The following is a 19,137-nucleotide window of genomic DNA, read 5'->3' as shown; positions in this document are numbered from 1 at the left end:
GCGCCCCCAGGATGTGGAGGTGCTGATCAGCCGGGGTGTGGCGGTGGACGCGTTCGACGGGGTGCGCAGGCTCGTGCTGCACGGTCCCGCCGGGATCGGCAAGTCGACGGTGGCCCGCGCGCTGGCCGGGCGGGCGCCGCGGGCGGTGTGGCTGGCGCCGGACGCGGCCGACGCGGACCTGCCGTTCGCCGGGCTGGCGGAGCTGCGCGGGGTGGTGCCGCACGAGGTCGGACCGATCACCGCCGGGGTCGACCGGCTGGTGGCGCGGGGACGGGCCGCGGAGCTGGTCAGGGCGTTGGGGCCGCGGACGCTGCTGGTGCTGGACAACGCGCAGTGGCTCGACGCGGAGAGCGCGGAGCTGCTCGCGTTCGCGTTGCGGCAGGCGCCCGCGGGGCTGCGGGTGGTCGCGGTCGAGCGGGCGCACCGGACGCCGGTGCGCGCCGCGGCGGTGTGCGGCGAGGGCGCGGCGCGCTGGGCCCTGCCGCCGTTGGCCGCGGACGGGATCGCGGAGTTGTTGGCGCAGCAGGGGTTGCGGTACCGGTGGGCGGGCAGGGTGCACGCGCTGAGCGGCGGGAACCTCGCGCTGGCGCTGGAGCTGGGCGCCGCCATCGCCGCGCTGGACCACGACCTGCGGCCGTTCGAGGCCGTCCCGGTGCCCGAACGGGTGCGCTCGGCGGTGCGGGAGCGGTGGGCCGAGGTGGGGCCGGACGCCGTGCGGACGCTGCGGATCGCGGCGCTCGCGGATCGGCCGACCGTCGCCGTGCTGCACCGGGCGCGCGGGGCCGAGGTCGACGCGCACCTGGCGGAGGCGGTGGCGGCCGACCTGGTCTCGATCGACGAGACCGACCACGTGCGGTTCACCGCGGGGGTGCTGGCGTCCACGGCCGGGGTGCCGCACGCGGAACGGCTGGCGCTGCACGGGGTGCTGGCCGAGGTGGTCGACGACCCGGTGGAACGGGCGCGGCACGCGGCGCTCGCCGCGGACGAGCCGGACGCGGACCTCGCCCGGCGCACGCAGGAGGCCGCGGCGGTGGCCCGCGCGCACGGGAACCGGGCGCTGGCCGCGGAACTGGGCCTGCTCGCGGCTCGGCGGACCCCCGCCGCCGACGAGGTGGCGCTCGTGGCGAGGTCGGTGCGGGCGGCCGTCGACGCCGGGTTCGCCGGGCACGTGGAACGGGCGCGGGAGGCGGCGAACCTGGTGCTGTCCCGCAGCACCAGCGCGGTGGACCGGGTCCACGCGCGACTGTCCCTTGTGGACGTGTCCGGCCAGTCGCTCGACGCCGTCGACGAGGAGTTCGCGCACGCCTTCGCCGAAGCGGGCGGTAATCCGGCGCTGGTGGCGGCGGTGCGGCTGCGGGAGTCGTGGAAGGCCAACCTGTGCGACGGCGACCCGGTGGCGGCGCGGGCCGTGGCGGCGGACTCCGCGGAGCTGGCCGCGCGCGGCGGCGACCTGACCGTGCGGGCGATGGCGTTGACGATGCAGGCGCGGATGGAACGGGTGCTCGGGATGCCGAGCGCGGACGCGGTGCTGGCGCGGGCGTTGGCGCTGCCGGTCGACGGGAGCGCGCTGGGGGTGCACAACTCCCCCGCCTACCTGGCCGTCCGGCACGCGCTGTTCGACGACCGGCTGGTGGACGCGCGGGCGCAGCTGCTGGCGCTGCTGCCGGTGGCCGAGCGGTCGGGGTCCGCCGAGGACATCACCGACGTGCTGCGGAGCCTGGCCGAGGTGGAGGCGCGGGCCGGGCGGTGCGGGGCGGCGCTGCACCACGCGCGCCGCGCCGTGCGGACCACCGCCGAAGCGGGCCTGTCCCCCGGTCCCGCCTGGTGCACGGCGGCGTTGGCCGAGGCGGCGGGCGGGTCGTTCGAGCGGGCGCTGGACTACGCGCTGCGCGGGGCGCGGGCGTCCGAGGAGGAGCACGACCGCGTGTTCCTGTCCCGGACGCTGCACGCCGCCGGGACCGTGCTGCTGGCGACGGACCGCGCCGCGGAGGCCGTCGGGGTGCTGGAGCGGGTGCGGGTGCTGGAGGACGAGCAGGTGGTGGGCGACCCGTCGATCCTGCGCTGGCACGGCGACCTCGCCGAGGCGCTGGTCGCCGTCGGCGACCAGGACGCGGCACGGGGGCTGATCACCCGGACCCGCGCGGCGACGGACCACGCCGGGGTGCTGGTGGGGCTGGACCGGGCCGAGGGCGTGCTCACCTCGGACGTCGACCTGCTGACCGCCGCGGCCGCGCGGGCGGTGCTGCCGCTGGAACGCGGGCGGACGCTGCTCGCGCTGGCGGGCGTGCAACGGCGGCGGCGCAGGCGCGGTGCGGCTCGGGCCGTGCTGCGGGAGGCGGTGGAGCTGTTCGCCGGTCTGGAGGCGCACCCGTGGACGGCGCTCGCGCAGGACGCCGTGGACCGGCTCGCGCCCCGGCCCGGTGCGGGACTCACCGAGGCCGAGGCGCGAGTGGCGGAACTGGTGGGGCGCGGTGCGAGCAACCAGCAGGTCGCGTCCGCGTTGGCGGTCAGCGTGAAGACCGTCGAGGCGACGCTCACCCGCGTCTACCGCAAGGTGGGCGTGCGCTCGCGCTCCCAGCTAGCCGCGGGGTGGGCTCAGCAGCCGCCGCAGTTGTAGAAGGTGACGTCCCAGTGGCTCGACTCGTTGAAGTAGACGTTGCCGGAGTTGGCTTCCCACTTGCCGCCGCCGATGGACGTGAAGTGGCCGGTGATGTAGTTGGTCAGGCAGGTGGTCATCCGGAAGTCGACCTTGTAGCCGTTCCAGTGGCTGTAGGTGCCGCTGGCGTGGCCGGTCTCGGTGCCGCCGGTGATGACCAGCGCGCAACCGCTGGCGCGCTTGAGGACACCCGCGCCCTGGATCGTGGCGAGGTTGACCTGGTCGAACGACGTGCAGGTGGAGTTGTTGCGGTTGCTGCAACCACCGCTCGACGCCCACGTGATCCCGGCGGCCGTGAGGCGGCCCGTGGCGTCGCTGTGGGTCAGCTTGGTGACCTGGGCGGAGACATCGGCACTCGCGACGGAGGTGCCTGCGAACACGGCGAACACCGCGAACGCCAGAACGGCGAGCGTGCGGGCAAGGCGCATGGACTTCTCCCCAGAAGTTGGTTGTTCCCCGACTGCGGCCGGGCTTCGGGGGATTCTGGCGGGGTCGGGTCGTGCGGCGACAGGGCCGACTCGCCCGCGCATACGGGTTCACGAACCCATCTGTCCGTTTTGTTGCCGTTCGGGTAAAGCGTTAACGCTTCTTGCCCGGCGCGCACGTTGCCCACGAAACAGCCCTCCGCGCGGGAGTTGCGCGGAGGGCAGGTTCGTTGGTCGGAGCGGTCAGTCGGAGTGGCGCAGGACGCTTTCGACCTCGGTGACGAACGCCGCCACGCCGTCCTCGTCGGTGGCCGCGCCGTGCGCTTGCAGCAACTCCAGCAGCGCCACGCCGCTGGCCGAACGGCGGGCCAGCCTGCGCAGGCCGAACGCGGACTCGTACCAGACGACGGCCATCGCGGCCGCGGCCACGACCGCGGCGAGGAAGCCCCACATGGGCCGCCTGCTCGCGTCCGCGGCCGCCGCGGCGCCGAGCGCGGCGGCGGCGGCCAGCAGGAGCACCGAGAACGCCCCCGTCCACCGGCGGGCCTTGGCGTACTTGGCGCGGCCCCGTTCGAAGCCGTCCAGGCGTTCGCCGACGCGGTGCTTGAGGTAGACGCGGAGGAACTGGGTGCGGCGCTCCGCCTCGGAGACCGGCGGCCTCGGCCGTGCGGGCGCCTTGACGACGGGCCTGGGCGCGGGACTCGGCTTGACCGCCGGTGCCGCAGCGGCGGGCTTGGGCGCCGCCGCCTGCGGGGTCGCGGGCTTCGCCACCGGTGCCGGGCCCTGCTTGGCGGCCGGTGCCGGTGCCTGCGCGGCGGTGGGCTGCGCGGGCCTGGCCGCCGGTTCCTGCGCCGGCGCGGGCGCGAGCGCGTCGGAGATGGACTTGGCCGGGGGCTTCGCCCGCGCCGCCTTGGGGGCGGGCTTGGCCGGTGTCGGCGCGGAGGTGTCGGTGTCGGACGTCGTGTCGCTCATCAGGGGGTCACCGGTTCATGGCGGTACCGCGCCACCGCGTTCGCGAGCTCGCGAACGCGCTCCTCGCGGTCGGCGTCGGACGTGGGCAGTGGGGCGGCCAGGTGGTCGAAGTACAGGGCGCGCAGCGATTCGGCGCGGCCCGCGGCGGACAGGTCGTCCTCCGACGCCTCGTACCGGCGGGAGATGGCGACCAGCGCGGCGGCGAGGGCGCCCGCCACCGCGACCAGGACACCGGGCCAGGCCTCGGCGGCCAGCCAGGCCTGGAGGGCTCCGAAGGAGACGGTGGTGAAGCCCGCGGCGATGGCCAGCACGATCAGCAGGCGGGCGTGGTTGCGCTCCCGGCCCGCGGCCACCTCGCACTCGTGGAACGCGGGCGCGATCACGCGGTTGGCCTCGTGGATCGAGTCGGCCAGCAGCGGGTACTCGACGACGAAGCCGGGATCGATGATCGGGACCGGCTCGGGGGCGCGGAAGCGCAGCTTCGGGAAGATCGTCAGCGGCGCGGCGGGCGGGCCGCCGATGAAGCTCTCCAGCGCCGCCACGACGCGCTCGGGGCCCTCGTCGATGTGGACGACGGCGACGCTGCCGCTGCGGATCAGGACGGCGAGGTCGTCGTCCTCGGACAGGGTGCCGCCGGAGATCTCGTCGGCCAGGCCGCCGGTGCCCGCGACGACGACCAGCGGCCGGTCGCCGCTCAGGTGCGCGGAGAGCTGGTCGCGGGCGAGGTCGGCACCGCCGATCAGCAGCGCGATGGCCTTGCCGCGCTTGCCGGTGATGGCGTCGATCGTGCGGAACAGGGCGGGCGTCTCCTCGCCCCAGTTCTTGCCGGGCACGAGCACGGCCACGTCGTGGCTGGGGTTGAGAGCCAGCTCACCCTCCGACGGCATGTCCTCCCCGGTGACGACCTTGCCACTGGGGGCCACGGCCACGAACGGCGGCAGCTTCCCCTCGACCGCTTCGAGCGCGACTCCGAGCAGGTGCACGACCCCGACGTCGGCGCCCGCCGTGACGAACACGGCGTCCCGCCCGGTGACCACCCGGCGCAGCAACGGGAGCACCTGCGCGCCCAGTTCCGTGGTCAGGGGGTCGCCGGAGGAGAAGAGCGCGATCACGGGGCGACCTCGGGACACGCCCAGGGAACGCGCCTTGATGTTCGCGTCGGGGTGCGCCAGTCGCTTGACGCGCGGACCATCCGCTGTTGACATGCCGGGCACCCTAGCCCGGCCTCACGCGTATTTCACCCTTCCGGCGACGGAATTCTCACTGGAACGGGCGTTGCCCGAACGCCGGTACAGTGCTCACGGAACCCTGAGCAGGCGACATACGGACGGTAGTAGGGCATGACGGTGACCGAGCACGACGTGGAGATCGACCCGAGCCAGGACGTGGCGGGGGTCGATCCGGCGCAGATGGCGATCTGCCTGCGGGTGTTGGCGCAGGTCGAACAGCTGCCGACCGAGCACCGGGACGCGGTCGCGATCCGCAGGGCCACCGCGGGCATCTTCAAGACCGTCCGCAAGATGCGCCGCACCGCCCGCCGCGAAGCGGAGTCGGCCGCGGACCGCGCCGTCATCGAGTCGACCGCCACCGGGTCGCCGCAGCGCATCGACGACGAGACCCAGGGCATCCTGCTGGTCGACAGCACGCCGGGCGCGAAGGCGGGCACGCTGATCAAGGCGAAGGCCTGCTACACCTGCAAGAACAGGTACACCGAGGTCGACGCCTTCTACCACCAGCTCTGCCCGCCGTGCGCCGCCCGCAACCGCTCGCGCCGCGACGCCTCCGTCGACCTGTCCGGCCGCCGCGCGCTGCTCACCGGCGGCCGCGCGAAGATCGGCATGTACATCGCGCTGCGCCTGCTCCGCGACGGCGCGCACACCACGATCACGACCCGCTTCCCCAACGACGCGGTCCGCCGGTTCAAGGCCATGCCGGACAGCGCGGACTGGCTGCACCGCCTGCGGATCGTCGGCATCGACCTGCGCGACCCGTCGCAGGTCATGGCGCTGGCCGACTCCGTCGCGGCGGCGGGCCCGCTGGACGTGCTCATCAACAACGCCGCCCAGACCGTGCGCCGCTCGCCGCAGTCCTACGCCCCGCTTGCCGCCCTGGAGTCCGCGCCGCTGCCCGACGGGCCGCTGCCGGAGCTGATCACGTTCGGCCACACCAACGACGCCCACCCGGCGGCGCTGGAGGGCGCGATGCCCGCCGTCCCCACCCCGCACGCCCTGACCGCGCTGGCGCTGACCGCCGGGTCGGCGTCACCGGCGCGGATCGCCACCGGCACCGCCATCGACGCGGGCGGCCTGCTCCCGGACCTGCACGACGAGAACAGCTGGACGCAGCGCGTCAACGAGGTGGACGCCCTCGAACTGCTGGAAGTGCAGCTCTGCAACATGACCGCGCCGTTCATCCTGGTGTCGAAGCTGCGCGCGGCGATGGCGGCCTCACCGGCGCGGCGCAAGTACGTGGTGAACGTGTCCGCCATGGAGGGCCAGTTCAGCAGGGCCTACAAGGGGCCCGGCCACCCGCACACCAACATGGCCAAGGCCGCACTGAACATGCTGACCCGCACCAGCGCGGAGGAGATGCTGACCGACGGCATCCTGATGACCGCGGTGGACACCGGCTGGATCACCGACGAACGCCCGCACCCCACCAAGATGCGCCTCGCCGACGAGGGCTTCCACGCCCCGCTCGACCTGGTCGACGGCGCCGCACGGGTGTACGACCCCATCGTTCGGGGCGAGCAGGGCGTGGACCTCTACGGCTGCTTCCTGAAGGACTTCGAACCGTCGGCCTGGTGATCTACAGCCCGGTGAACAGGTCGTCCTCGACGATCCCCGGCGCGGCGCCGACGCGGATGAACCACTCGGTCCCGAACGCGTAGGCGAACGCCTCGTCGGTCTGGCCGAGGAAGAACGACTGCTCGCTGATCTGGCTGGCGTGCGCCCGCATGGCCGCCCGCTTGACGTCGGCGTACCCGGCCACGTCCACGGCCGTCGTCAGCTCGCCCTCCGGCGTGCCGAACATGTTGTCCCCGGAGATGTCCGGCATCTCGATCCCGGCCGCCTGAGCGGCTTCCCAGCCGCGGCGGGCGTGGTCGCGGTTCATCGTGGCCTGGTAGACCCTCGGGGTCCCGGCCAGCTCGGCGGCCCGCATCCCGACCCGGTGCACCTGGATGTGGTCGGGGTGCCCGTAGCCGCCGTGGTCGTCGTACACGGTCAGCACGTCGGCCTTCTCCTCCACCAGGATCGCTGCGAGCCGGGCGGCGGCTTCCTCCACATCGGCCGTCCAGAACGTGTTCGGGGCGTCGTTGGTGGACTCCCCCATCATCCCGGAGTCCACGTACCCGAGGAACTCGACGCGCTTGGCCCCCAGCACCTCCGCCGACGCGTGGGTCTCGCGGACCCGCCGGTCGCGCAGGAGCTCACCCTCGTCCAGGAACCCGTCGGCCACCTCCCCCACCTCGCCGCGGGTCGCGACGACCAGGACGACCCGGTGCCCCTCATCGGCGGCTTTGCGCATGACGCCGCCGCACAGGATGCATTCGTCGTCCGGGTGGGCGTGGAAGGACACGAGGGTTGCCATGGGACCGAACGCTACGTGAAGCCGACACGCGGGGCAGGGCGTCCACGAGCGCGGCGGTGCCGACCGCGATACTGCCGGGATGCTCACCACGGAGGCCGGCCTGGTCATCTCGCCGACGGACCTGGTCGACCTGCTGGAATGCGAGCACCGCAGCACCCTGAACCACGCGCTGGCGGCCCGGATCCCCGGTGTGCCCGAATCGGACAGCACGGGTGCGACGTTGATCACCAAGCACGGCCTCGCCCACGAGCAGGCGGCGCTGGCGCGCTTGCGGGAGCGCTTCGGCGGCGGACTGGTCGAGATCGGGATCCCCGCGCCCCGGCACGACGCACTCGCCGAAGCCGCCGAGGAGACCCGCGCCGCGCTGGAGTCCGGCGCGCCAGCCGTCTACCAGGCCGTGTTCTACGACGACGGGTTCTACGGCCGCGCGGACTTCGTGATCGCCTCCCCGGAGGGCTACGAGCCGCACGACACCAAGCTCGCCCGGCACGCGACCCCCGCGGCCGTGCTCCAGCTGACCGCCTACGCCGACGCGCTGCGCCGGGCGGGCCACCCGACCGGTCCGTCGATGCACCTGCTGCTGGGCGACGACAACACGCACACGTTCGCCGTGGCCGACTTCCTGCCGCTGGTCGACCACCTGCGCACCCGGCTGCGGACCCGGCTCGCGGTCCCCGCCGCCCTGCCCGCCCGCCTGTGGGCCGACGAACGACCCGCTTGCGCGACGTGCAAGTTCGCCCGCTCCTGCTCCACCGGCCGGGAGGCCGCGCGCGACCTGTCGCTGGTGGCGGGGATGCGGACCGACCAGCGGCGCAAGCTGACGGCGGCGGGGCTGGCCACCATCGACGCGCTGGCCAACGCGACCGCCAACGACCGGCCGGCCGACATGTCGGCGGCCACGTTCGGCTCGCTGCGCTCGCAGGCGGCGTTGCAGGTCATCCAGGACAACTCCCGGACCCTGGACGACCCGACGGGCAAGGTCGCCTACGAGGTGCTGTCGCCCGACGTGCTGTCCACCCTGCCCGACCCGAGCCCCGGCGACGTGTTCTTCGACATGGAGGGCGATCCCTTCGCCCTGGCCGGGGAAGGGCTGGAGTACCTGTTCGGCGCGATCACCCACGGGGACGTGTTCACCCCGTTCTGGGCTCACAGCAGGTCGCAGGAGAAGGCGGCGTTCGAGGGGTTCGTCGACTTCGCGCTGGAGCGGATGCTCGCCCACCCCGGCAGCCACGTGTACCACTACGCGCCGTACGAGGTCAGCGCGCTCAAGCGGTTGGCGGCGCTGCACGGGACCCGCGAGGAGGCGGTCGACACGCTGCTGCGCACGGGCGCGCTGGTAGACCTGTACGCGGTGGTGCGCAAGGCGTTGCGGATCTCCCAGCGGTCGTACTCCATCAAGTACCTGGAGCCGCTCTACATGCCGGAGGCGCGGTCCGGCGAGGTGAAGAACGCGGTGTCCAGCATCGAGGCGTACGAGGAGTACCTGACGCTGCTGGAACTCGGCGACACCGAGCAGGCGGCCGCCGTGCTGGACGGGATCAAGGAGTACAACACCTACGACTGCGTGTCCACGCACCGGTTGTACCGGTTCCTGCTGGACGCCCGCGCCGAGGCGGGCATCGAGCCGCACGTGCCCGACCAGTCCGCGATGGACACGCTGATCAACGACACGGCCGAGGAGCTGGCCGCCGAGCGCCGGGCCGAGCGCGCGGCGAAGCTGGCCGCGGTGGTGGACCCGCTGATGGAGGGGCTGCCGGACAACCCCGCGGACGCCACCGAGGACGAGAAGGCCCGCGCCCTGCTGGCCGCCGCCGTCGGGTACCACCGGCGCGAGACGAACCCGGCGTGGTGGGACTTCTTCCGCCAGGTCGGGGCGCCGCTGCCGGACCTGGAGGTCGACAACACCTGCGCTGTCCCGGTGTCCGTGCGCACGGACGACTGGGTGATGCCCAGCGGGCGGGTGCGCAACGCCAAGCGCGAGGTGCACGCGGTGTGCGACCCGGACCGCCCGCACCCGTTCGGCCACGGCGAGCAGGTGCGGCTGCTCTACCCCGGCAACCCGAACAGCTGGACCCGCAAGGCCGAGGTCGTGTCGGAGTCCGCGGGTGGCGTGGTGCTGCTGGAGAGCGTCAAACCGGACGAGCTGGACTCGTTGCGCCCCATCGCGATCCTGCCCGGCGACCCGGTGAAACCCGCGCCGAAGGACGACGCGGTCTACGAGCTGGCGCAGTCCGTCGTGGACGTGCTCCCCGTGCTGCCCCCGCATCCGGGCATCGACCTGCTCCGCCGGATCCCGCCGCGGCTGGTGTCCGGGACGCTGCCGCAGGGCGAGGACCTGGTCGCCGCCGTGATCCGCGCCGTGGACCTGCTGGACGGCTCCACCCTGGCCGTCCAGGGACCACCCGGCGCGGGCAAGACGTACTTGGCCGGGCGGTTGATCGCGCACCTGATCAAGCGCGGCAAGAGCGTCGCGGTCACCTCGACCAGCCACAAGGCCGTGGAGAACGTGCTGTCGGCCGCGAAGGCCGCCGGGCGCGAACTGGGCGTGCCGATCCCCTGCGCCAAGAAGGCGAAGGGCAAGCCCGCCAAGGACTGCGAGTGGGAACAGCCCCGCGACAACCCCGCGATGGTCCGGTGGCGCAACGAGCAGGGCGGCGGCCACCTCGTCGGCGGCACCGCGTGGACGTTCTCGAACTCGGCGATGCGCGAGCAGCCGTTCGACGTGCTGATCATCGACGAGGCGGGCCAGTTCGCACTGGCGGACGCACTGGCCGTGTCCACATGCACGCGCAACCTCGTGCTGCTCGGCGACCCGCAGCAGCTGCCGCAGGTCGTCCAGGGCACCCACCCGGCGGGCGCGGACGCCTCGGCGCTGGGCCACCTCCTCGGCGACGCCGACGTCATCCCCCCCGCACTGGGCTACTTCATGGACCAGTCACGACGGATGCACCCGAACGTCTGCGACCCCGTGTCACGACTGTCCTACGCGGGCCGGCTGCACGCGCACCCAACAGCGGCCGACCGGTCGGTGGCCGAGGTGGAATCGGGGCTGTACCTCAACCTGGTGGACCACTCGCACAACATCACCAGCTCACCGGAGGAAGCCTCCGAGGTGGTGGCCGTGGTGCGGTCCCTGATGGGGCGGACGTGGACCGACCAGGGGACTTCCCGCCCGTTGGTCGAGGAGGACGTCCTGGTGGTCGCGCCCTACAACCTCCAGGTGCGGGTGGTGCGACGGGCCTTGGAGCAGGCCGGGTACGACGAGGTGCGGGTGGGGACCGTGGACAAGTTCCAGGGCCAGGAGGCACCCGTCGTGGTCGCGACCATGACGTCGTCCGCTGCGGTGGACCTGCCTCGCGGGCTGGACTTCCTGTTGTCCCGCAACCGGTTGAACGTGGCGTTGTCACGGGCTCAAGCGGTCGCGGTGCTGGTGTGCTCGCCGAGGTTGGTGGAAGCGGACATCCGCGGCGTGGAGCAGATGCGGCTGGTGTCGGGGATGATCGGGTTGATGAACGGGGCGCGGCGCTGGACGTTGAGCTGATCAGGCCATCGGCTCGGTGTATGAGGAAGAGCTATGACCTCGTGAGGATTTCGGTGCTTAAGGTTCGAGTGCGTGGTGGCCCGACCTGGTGCGGACGGTCGGGCCACCGCGACGTCAGCTCTTCGGCAACCCAGGCGGATTGATCTCCGACGCAGGCACAGCCTCACTAGCCAGCCCCCACCTCTCCAGCACCTCCCCGTACTTCCCGTTCTGGATCAACAGATTCAGCGCATCCGCCACCGGCTTCACCAACCCGCTGTCCTTCTTCGTCGTAGCCGCGATCTTGCCCACGATCTCACCACCACCGGAGAAGCTCCCGATGATCTCGGTCTTCCCCGACGTCGCCACGTGGTAAGCCGAGGTCGGGTTCGGCCCCAGGTAAGCCTCGATCCGCCCGGACTCCAACGCCAGGTAGTAGTCCGACGAGTTCTGGAAGTACTTGATGTCCGTCGGCTTCAACCCCTTGGCCTCGTTCTGCTTCGACCAGTCGACGAGGATCTTCTCCTGGTTCGTCCCCGAACCCACCGCGATGACCTTGCCCGCCACATCAGCGGGCCCGCTCACCTTCCAGCCCGCCCCCTTCTTCGCCTCGAACGCCAGGGTGTCCAACCGGTAGGTGGCGAAGTCGTACTTCTCCTTGCGCGCCTCGGTGACCGTGATGTTGGACAGACCCAACTGGTAAGCACCGGAATCCAGCCCCACGAACAGGTTCTCCCAGGAGGACACCTCCAACTGCGGTTCCAGCCCGAGGACCTGGGCCACCAGCACGGCGATGTCCGTCTCCACGCCGATCGGGGTCTTGTCGTCCGTGGCGTAGAACCGCAGCGGCGGAGCGGTACCCGCCGAGCCGCCGATGGTGATCTTCCCGGCCGCGCGAACGGCTTCCGGGACCTGGGCGGCGATCGCGTCGTCCTTGGTGGCGCTGACCCGCTTCTGGTCGGCGCTGAGGTTGATGACCTTGCCCTCGGACACGACCTGGTCCTCGGTCACGGCGCCGGTGGCACCGCCGCAGGCCGAGAGCAGGAGCAGCAGTGCCGCTACGGCGGGGATCGTTCTGGCTCGTGACAAGGGATTCTCCATCTTCACAGCACTTTGGACAGGAAGGCGCGGGTGCGCGGGTGGGTGGGGTGGTCGAGCAGTTCGCCGGGTGGGCCCTGCTCGACGACGAGGCCGTCGTCCATGAAGACCACGCGGTCGGCGACCTCGCGGGCGAAGCCGATCTCGTGGGTGACGACGATCATGGTGGTGCCGGTGCGGGCGAGGTCCTTGATGACGTCGAGGACCTCGCCGACGAGTTCCGGGTCGAGCGCCGACGTCGGCTCGTCGAACAGCAGGAGCTTCGGTTCCAGGGCCAGTGCGCGGGCGATGGCGACGCGCTGCTGCTGGCCGCCGGAGAGCTGCCTGGGGTAGGCGTTCTCCTTGTCGGACAGGCCGACGCGGGCGAGGAGGCGGACGGCGGCGGCGTGGACGTCCCTCCTGTTCCTGCGCTGGGCCGAAAGCGGGGCTTCCGCGACGTTCTCCAGCGCGGTGAGGTGCGGGAAGAGGTTGAAGTTCTGGAAGACGAAACCGATGTGGGTGCGCTGCTTGAGGATCTCGCGTTCCTTGAGCTCGTGCAGGCGGTTGCCCGCGCGGCGGTAGCCCAGCAGGTCGCCGTCGATGCTGACGTAGCCCTGGTCCACCTTCTCCAGGTGGTTGATGGTGCGCAGCAGCGTGGACTTGCCGGAGCCCGACGGGCCGAGGACCACCACCACCTCGCCCGCGTCCACGCGCAGGTCGACGCCCTTGAGCACCTCCAGGGTGCCGAAGCTCTTGTGGACGCCGCGCAGGTCGACCATCGCGGCGCTCATCGGGCGGCCTTGGCGCGCAGGACCGCGTACTGGGAGCGGACGCGTTGCAGCGGTGTCGGCGGCACGTTGCGCAGCGCCCCCTTGGCGTAGTGGCGTTCGACGTAGTACTGCGCGACCGACAGCAGCGTGGTCATGGCGATGTACCAGACGGTGGCGACCATGAGCAGCGCGACGACCCGCGCGTTGCGGCCGTAGATGACCTGCGCCTGGTAGAACAGCTCGCCGATCGCCATGACGGACACCACCGACGTGCCCTTGAAGAGGCTGATGACCTCGTTGGCGGCGTTGGGCAGGATCGAGCGCATCGCCTGCGGCAGCACGATCCTGCGGAACTGGCGCAGCCGCGGGATGCCGAGCGCGGCGGCCGCCTCCAGCTGGCCGTGGTCGACGGCGATGATGCCCGACCGCACGATCTCGGCGGCGTAGGCGGCCTGGTGCAGCGCCAGTCCGAGGACCGCGGCGGTCATCGGGCCGATGAGGTCCTTGGTGTCGAAGGAGAAGAACGACGGTCCGAAGGGGACGCCGAAGTCGAAGCGCTGGTAGAGGTAGGCGATGTTGAACCAGAACAGCAGCTGCACGATCAGCGGGATGGAGCGGAACGCCCACACGTAGGTCCAGCTGACCACCTGGAGGAACGGGCTCTTCGACAGCCGCATCAGCGCCAGCACCACGCCCAGCGCGAACCCGAGGACGGTGCCGTACGCGGTGAGCTGGATGGTGACGCCCACCGCGCGCAGGATGGAGTCGGCGGTGAAGTACTGCCGGAACGTCGGCCAGTCCCAGCCGGTGTTGGTCACCAGGCCGTGCACGAACTGGGCCAGCAGCACCAGCACGACGGCGACGCCGACCCAGCGCCACGGGTGGCGGGACGGCACGACCTCCAACGAGGCCAGGTCGGTCTCGTTGTCGGGGACGGCCACCAACGGCCGCGCGGAAACGCTCATGGGGGGTCCTTGGGCCGGGGTGCGGCGAAGAGACCCGACGGCCGAGGCCGGCCGGGTTCAGGGGAGGCGGGAGGTGGGGCTCAGCTGCCCTGGCGGATGCGGCTCGGACAGATGGCGCTGCTGACGCGCCCGAGGTCCACGTGGCGGCGGGAGCACAGGACTGCCATGAGCGCTCTCCGTTCGCGGTGGTTCAGGTGGTGGCGAACCGAACCGTAGCCACGCCGGGAACGGACGGACAAGACTTCCGGCGCACTGCGCGTGGATCGCCCATCTGGTGAAATGCCCCGCCTCGGCGGTTGACACCGTTTTCTCTCACTCGAATGGCCCAGCGTCGTCGGTGAACAGCAGGTAGGTGCGGTCCGTATTGCCTAGTGGAACCGAGCCGACCCGCACTGGAGTGACCCATGGAGTTCGCCCGCCTCGCCCGCACGGCGCTCGGCCTCGCCGTGGTGGCGACCACGGCGGCCGTCGCGTGCCTGGCGACGGCCGCACCCGCGTCGGCCGTGACGGCCGACGTGACGGCGGCGTGCGGGGCGGACGGCGCGGTCCTCTCGGTCGTCCTGCGGGGCTACGGCAGGGTGAAGAACACCGTGAAGGTCCAGGACGGCACGTTCGTCCTGGAGAGCCGCGAGTTCAGCCAGGAGTACCTGGGGACGTTCCCGCGACCGGCGGACGTGCCGCACACGTTCCTGGTGACGTTCAGGGCGCCGGACAACGTCCGGCTGTCGTTCGTCCGGGAGGTCAAGACCGCGGCCTGCGCCACGCCCCCGCCGCCCAGCCCGCCTCCCGCGCCCGTCACGACGACCACCGCCGCGAGTCCGACCACGACCACTACGACGACCACCACGACCACTGCGAGTAGCTCCACGGCCTCCTCCGGCCCTGAGTCGACCTCGTCGACCCCGCCGACGACGAACACCGGGATCATCCCGCTCGGCAGCAAGAGCGATCTGTCCGGACCGAGCGCGTCCGTCGCCATCCCGCTGCTGCTCGGGCTCTGCCTGGTCAGCGCGGTCGTGGTGATCCTCTTCACCGGCAGGCGGAGGCGCAGGGCCGACTAGCGGGCCTTGATCGGTCAGGAAGCTCCCGACCTGCCGCGATGTGTTCGGACAGTGACCGACTTTCACCTGATCGGCCCATCGATCGGCGTGAACAGGTACATGGGTGTTTCCGTACAGAAGGGTGGCGGTCCGCGATGCCCGCCGTACGGACCACGACAGGAGCACCACCATGGGTCACGCGCGCTCGGACGACGCGGCCACGCGGACGGCGCGGCGCGCTCTCGGCGCGCTCGCGCTGATCGGGACCACCGCGGTCGTCTGGTTCGGCTTCGTCGACCCGGCGGACGCGCACACGCCCACGGTGAAGACGAGCTGCGTGGACGGTCGGGCCGTGCTGGTCGTGGAGGTCCGCGACTACAACGGCCGGGTGACCAACACGATCGGCGTCGCGGACGGCGGGCAGACCCTGGAGAACCGGGCGTTCGGGTCGTCCTACCGCAACGCGTGGAGCAGGTCGGGCACCGCGGCGCACCAGTACCGCGTGGTCGTGCGGGCGGGTGACGACCGGACCGGCGACAAGGGGTTCTCGTTCGAGCGGACGGTCCAGCAGCCCCCGTGCCCGCAGGGCGCCGCCGCCTCGCAGACCCGGACCGGGCAGTCGCCGGTCTTCGGGTTCCCCTGGGCCTCCACCTCGACTCCCGCGAGCACGACGGCCACCACGACGACGACCCTGCCGACCACCACCACGACCACTCCTCCCCCGCCACCGCCGCCGGTCGTGACGTCCAGTTCGACGACCACCACGACCACGTCGAGCGCGCCGCCGGTCGTCGTCGAGCCGCCTGCCGGGTCCGCGGCTCCGACCACCGCCACCGGGACCAGCACGTCGTTCGCCCTGGTGCCGCCGCTGGTCAGCCTGGTCGAGCCGCCCGTGATCGGGTCCGAGAGGACGTCCACCGGGTCGGAGACGGCACCGGGCAGCTCCTCCTCGACGTCCACAGGGTCGTCCACCAGCGCGTCGTCCACCAGCGCGTCGTCCACCGGTTCGTCGTCATCGTCGGCGGAGGAGATCCCCGGCACGTCGACCACGCGCGGCACGACGTCGTCCCCCGCGTCGACCTCGACCACCCGGAGCGACGTCGTGGTGATCGCCGACGACAAGAACCTGCCCACCACCGGCGCCTCGGTGGCGATCCCGCTGCTGTTCGGGCTCTGCCTGTTCACCGCGGGCGGCGTCGTGGTGTTCAGCATGCGCGGACCCCGCAAGCGCGGGAAGCACGCCGCCTGACCGCGTTCCCGTTGCCGCACAACGAAAACGGAAGCCCACCGGCCTCTTCGGCCGACGGGCTTCCGTTGTGCGGCGGGGAAAGCCCCCGCCGAGCGCTCATCGGGTCAGGGCAGGACCTGGATCTTCCTGCCCTCGCCCGCCTTGAACTGGTCGATGGCCGCCGCGTAGTCGTCGAGCGGGAGCCGGTCGCTGATGAAGATGTTCGGGTCCAGCACGCCGGTGGCGAAAAGGTCCGCCGCTCGTTCGAACGAGTGCAGCACCGCCATCGAGCCGGTGATCGTGATCTCCTGGTTGTAGATCTTGTACGGCTCGATCGTCGCCCGCGCCGAGTAGTCCGACACGCCGAACTGGAGGAACGTGCCGCCCTTCGCGACCCGGCCGAGGCCGTCCTGGATCGCCCGCTCGTTGCCGGTGGCGTCGATCACGACGTCCCAGCCCTTCGGGCGGTCCAGCTCGTCCGCCGTCGTGGCCGTGGCCGTGACGCCCAGCTGCTTCGCCGTGGCCAGCCGGTCGGTGTTGATGTCGACCATCTCGATGCTCGCCGCACCGGTCAGCTTGCCCAGTTGCAGCATCATCAGGCCCATGGTGCCCGAGCCGTAGATGAGCACCCGGCTCGCCAGCTGCGAGCGCAGGATGTCGTAGCCCCTTACGGCGCAGGACAGCGGCTCGATGAGCGCCGCGTCCTCGGTCCGCACGTGCTCCGGCAGCTTCACGCAGTTCGCCACCGGCGCCACCGCGAACTCCGCGGCACCGCCCGAGACGGACACGCCGATCGCGTTCCACCGCTCGCACAGGTTGTTGCGGCCGAGGCGGCACATCCGGCACTCGTGGCAGTACAGCGACGGGTCGACGGCCACGCGGTCGCCGACCGCCACCTCGGTGACGTCCTTGCCGATCTCCACGATGACGCCCGCGAACTCGTGGCCGGGGATCACCGGGAGGGTCGGGGCGAACTCGCCCTGGAGGATGTGCAGATCCGTTCCGCACAGCCCGCAGGCCGACACGTCGACGACCACCTCGCGCGGTCCCGCCTTCGGATCGGGGACCTCGGTCACCTCGAGCTGACCGATGCCGGTGATCACGACAGCCTTCACTTGACGGCTCCTAGCGACAAGCCCTGGACCAACTTGTCCTGGGCGGCGAACCCGGCGATGAGCACCGGGAGGGACACCACCGTCGCCGCGGCGCACACCTTGGCCAGGAACAGGCCCTGGCTGGTGACGAAGCCCGTGAGGAACACCGGGGCGGTACCGGCGACGACACCGGTGAGCACCCTGGCGAACAGCAGTTCGTTCCAGCTGAAGATGAAGCAGATCAACGCCGTCGCGGCGATGCCCGGCATGGCGATCGGCGCCACCACCCGGCGCAGCGTCGTGACGAGACCGGCTCCGTCGATCGACGCCGCTTCCAGGATCTCCGGCGGCACCTCCGCGAGGAACGAGCGCATCAGCCACACGGCGATGGGCAGGTTCATGGCGGTGTACAGGACCACCAGGAACGAGATGTTGTCGAGCGTCCCGGTGAACTGCGCGACCAGGTAGATCGGCAGCAGGCCCGCGACAACCGGCAGCATCTTGGTGGAGAGGAAGAAGAACATGACGTCCGTCCACTTCTCCACCTTCTTGATGGAGAGCGCGTACGCCGCGGGGATCGCCAGCAGCAGCACGATGATCGTGGAGCCGATGCTGGCGCTGAACGAGTTGATCAGCGGCGGCCACGGGGACTGGCCCGTGGCCGCGCCGAAGAACTCCTCGTAACCCTGCAACGTCAGACCCGCTCCCAGCGACGGCGGGTTCGTGGCGGCGTCGGGCTCGCTGTGCAGCGAGGTCAACACCATCCACGCGACCGGCGCGAAGAAGAGGATCGCCGAGAACCAAGCGGCCACACCGACAAGCCTGCGCATCACTTCACCTCGTCCTTCAGCAGGGACGACACCACGCGCAACGCGAAGTTGGCGATGATGAGCGACCCGATGACCACCACGACACCGGCCGCGGACGCCTGCCCGTAGTCGTGCGCCTGGTAGAAGGTCTGGTAGATCGTGTACGGCAGGTTCGCCGTGCCCAGACCACCCGAGGTGATGGTGAAGACCGCGTCGAAGTTCTGCACGATGTAGATCGATCCGAGCAGACCGCCGAGCTCCAGGTACTGGCGCAGGTGCGGGAACGTCAGGTAGCGGAAGATCTGCCACGCCGTCGCACCGTCGATGCGCGCGGCCTCGACCACGTCCATCGGCCTGCTCTGCAGGCCCGCCAGCAGGATCAGCATCATGAACGGCGTCCACTGCCACACCAGCGAGGCCTCGACGGCGATCAGCGGCATGTCGCTGATCCACTCGGGCTGCGGCGGGTTGCTCGCTCCGAACAGGCTCCACAACCACGTGATGGCACCGTTGAACAGGCCGTACTCGGGGTTGAAGAGCGCGTGCTTCCAGAGCAGCGCCGCGGCCACCGGGACGACCAGGAACGGCGCGATGAGCATCGTTCTGACGAGTCCGCGGCCGAAGAACTTCTGGTCCAGCAACAGCGCCAGACCAAGACCGAGGACCAGGCAGACCACCACCACCACGACGGTGAGGATGACCGTCGTGAAGATCGACGATCTGAGGTTCGCGTCGGTGAACACCGCCGCGTAGTTGTCGAACCCGGCGAACCCGCGGTTGTCGGGGTCGAGCGAGTTCCAGCGCAGCACCGAGATGACCAGCGTCGCCACGAAGGGCAACTGGGTCATGACGATGGTGAAGATCAGCGCCGGTAGGAGGGGTGCCCGACGGGCCCAGCGCGCTGCCGCGCTGAGACCCTTCGGAGCGGGCGGGGTCGCCCGCCGCTGCTGTCGTGCCGGTGGTGGGGCCGTGTCGAGGCTCATCGCGGGC

At 71.5% G+C, this 19,137-nt stretch carries 15 protein-coding genes; 5 read left to right on the top strand and 10 right to left on the bottom strand.

Annotated elements, in window-relative coordinates; genetic code table 11:
• Positions 1–19: 19 nt before the first annotated feature.
• Positions 20–2,617 carry a helix-turn-helix transcriptional regulator gene (locus tag RM788_RS39100; RefSeq protein ID WP_315924684.1) on the top strand — a complete coding sequence of 866 codons (2,598 nt, stop codon included), beginning with the start codon at positions 20–22 and terminating at the stop codon, positions 2,615–2,617.
• Here the strand turns inward: RM788_RS39100 and RM788_RS39095 are convergent.
• The 3 genes from RM788_RS39095 to RM788_RS39085 form a co-directional block, all read right to left on the bottom strand.
• Entirely contained in the window at positions 2,596–3,084 is a 489-nt protein-coding gene (locus RM788_RS39095; RefSeq protein ID WP_315924682.1) for a hypothetical protein, read from the bottom strand. The genes RM788_RS39100 and RM788_RS39095 overlap by 22 nt on opposite strands.
• Before the next feature lie 240 nt (positions 3,085–3,324).
• Positions 3,325–4,053 carry a hypothetical protein gene (locus RM788_RS39090; RefSeq protein ID WP_315924680.1) on the bottom strand — a complete coding sequence of 243 codons (729 nt, stop codon included), beginning with the start codon at positions 4,051–4,053 and terminating at the stop codon, positions 3,325–3,327.
• Complete coding sequence (locus tag RM788_RS39085) at positions 4,053–5,258, bottom strand: hypothetical protein (protein ID WP_315924678.1); 1,206 nt, start codon at positions 5,256–5,258, stop codon at positions 4,053–4,055. Before RM788_RS39085 ends, RM788_RS39090 begins: the two co-directional genes overlap by 1 nt.
• A 135-nt stretch (positions 5,259–5,393) precedes the next feature.
• On the opposite strand from RM788_RS39085, the gene RM788_RS39080 reads away from it, so the two are divergent.
• A complete protein-coding gene (locus RM788_RS39080) occupies positions 5,394–6,860 on the top strand; it encodes an SDR family NAD(P)-dependent oxidoreductase (protein WP_315924676.1) in 1,467 nt (488 codons plus the stop codon).
• A gap of 1 nt (position 6,861) precedes the next feature.
• Here RM788_RS39080 and RM788_RS39075 read toward each other — a convergent pair whose 3' ends face one another.
• Positions 6,862–7,644 carry a PIG-L family deacetylase gene (locus RM788_RS39075; RefSeq protein ID WP_315924674.1) on the bottom strand — a complete coding sequence of 261 codons (783 nt, stop codon included), beginning with the start codon at positions 7,642–7,644 and terminating at the stop codon, positions 6,862–6,864.
• A 79-nt stretch (positions 7,645–7,723) separates the two neighbouring features.
• On the opposite strand from RM788_RS39075, the gene RM788_RS39070 reads away from it, so the two are divergent.
• Positions 7,724–11,185, top strand: coding sequence for a TM0106 family RecB-like putative nuclease (locus RM788_RS39070; RefSeq protein ID WP_315924672.1), 3,462 nt, complete (start codon positions 7,724–7,726; stop codon positions 11,183–11,185).
• A gap of 114 nt (positions 11,186–11,299) precedes the next feature.
• Here RM788_RS39070 and RM788_RS39065 read toward each other — a convergent pair whose 3' ends face one another.
• From RM788_RS39065 to RM788_RS39055, 3 genes are read right to left on the bottom strand one after another with little or no spacing between them, the layout of a single operon-like run.
• Complete coding sequence (locus RM788_RS39065; protein WP_315924670.1) at positions 11,300–12,253, bottom strand: ABC transporter substrate-binding protein; 954 nt, start codon at positions 12,251–12,253, stop codon at positions 11,300–11,302.
• Between the two features lie 14 nt (positions 12,254–12,267).
• On the bottom strand, positions 12,268–13,032 hold the full coding sequence (locus RM788_RS39060) for an amino acid ABC transporter ATP-binding protein (RefSeq protein WP_315924668.1): 765 nt from the start codon (positions 13,030–13,032) through the stop codon (positions 12,268–12,270).
• Positions 13,029–13,976 (bottom strand): amino acid ABC transporter permease, encoded by a 948-nt coding sequence (locus RM788_RS39055; RefSeq protein ID WP_315924666.1) that lies wholly within the window; start codon positions 13,974–13,976, stop codon positions 13,029–13,031. Before RM788_RS39055 ends, RM788_RS39060 begins: the two co-directional genes overlap by 4 nt.
• Positions 13,977–14,380: 404 nt before the next feature.
• On the opposite strand from RM788_RS39055, the gene RM788_RS39050 reads away from it, so the two are divergent.
• Both RM788_RS39050 and RM788_RS39045 read left to right on the top strand, forming a co-directional pair.
• Positions 14,381–15,037, top strand: coding sequence for a hypothetical protein (locus RM788_RS39050; RefSeq protein WP_315924664.1), 657 nt, complete (start codon positions 14,381–14,383; stop codon positions 15,035–15,037).
• A gap of 169 nt (positions 15,038–15,206) precedes the next feature.
• Positions 15,207–16,265, top strand: coding sequence for a hypothetical protein (locus RM788_RS39045; RefSeq protein ID WP_315924662.1), 1,059 nt, complete (start codon positions 15,207–15,209; stop codon positions 16,263–16,265).
• A gap of 104 nt (positions 16,266–16,369) precedes the next feature.
• Here RM788_RS39045 and RM788_RS39040 read toward each other — a convergent pair whose 3' ends face one another.
• From RM788_RS39040 to RM788_RS39030, 3 genes are read right to left on the bottom strand one after another with little or no spacing between them, the layout of a single operon-like run.
• The gene (locus RM788_RS39040; RefSeq protein WP_315924660.1) at positions 16,370–17,359 is read right to left on the bottom strand and encodes a zinc-dependent alcohol dehydrogenase family protein; all 990 of its coding nucleotides are present in this window, start codon (positions 17,357–17,359) and stop codon (positions 16,370–16,372) included.
• Complete coding sequence (locus tag RM788_RS39035) at positions 17,356–18,168, bottom strand: carbohydrate ABC transporter permease (RefSeq protein WP_315924658.1); 813 nt, start codon at positions 18,166–18,168, stop codon at positions 17,356–17,358. Before RM788_RS39035 ends, RM788_RS39040 begins: the two co-directional genes overlap by 4 nt.
• Positions 18,168–19,130 carry a carbohydrate ABC transporter permease gene (locus tag RM788_RS39030; RefSeq protein ID WP_315924656.1) on the bottom strand — a complete coding sequence of 321 codons (963 nt, stop codon included), beginning with the start codon at positions 19,128–19,130 and terminating at the stop codon, positions 18,168–18,170. The genes RM788_RS39035 and RM788_RS39030 overlap by 1 nt, the downstream gene beginning before the upstream one ends.
• Between the last annotated feature and the right edge of the window lie 7 nt (positions 19,131–19,137).

This window comes from Umezawaea sp. Da 62-37 (genome assembly GCF_032460545.1).
Lineage (GTDB): Bacteria > Actinomycetota > Actinomycetes > Mycobacteriales > Pseudonocardiaceae > Umezawaea.
The sequence above is the reverse complement of the archived record's forward strand: the minus strand, read 5'-3'. Positions and strand labels throughout refer to the sequence as shown.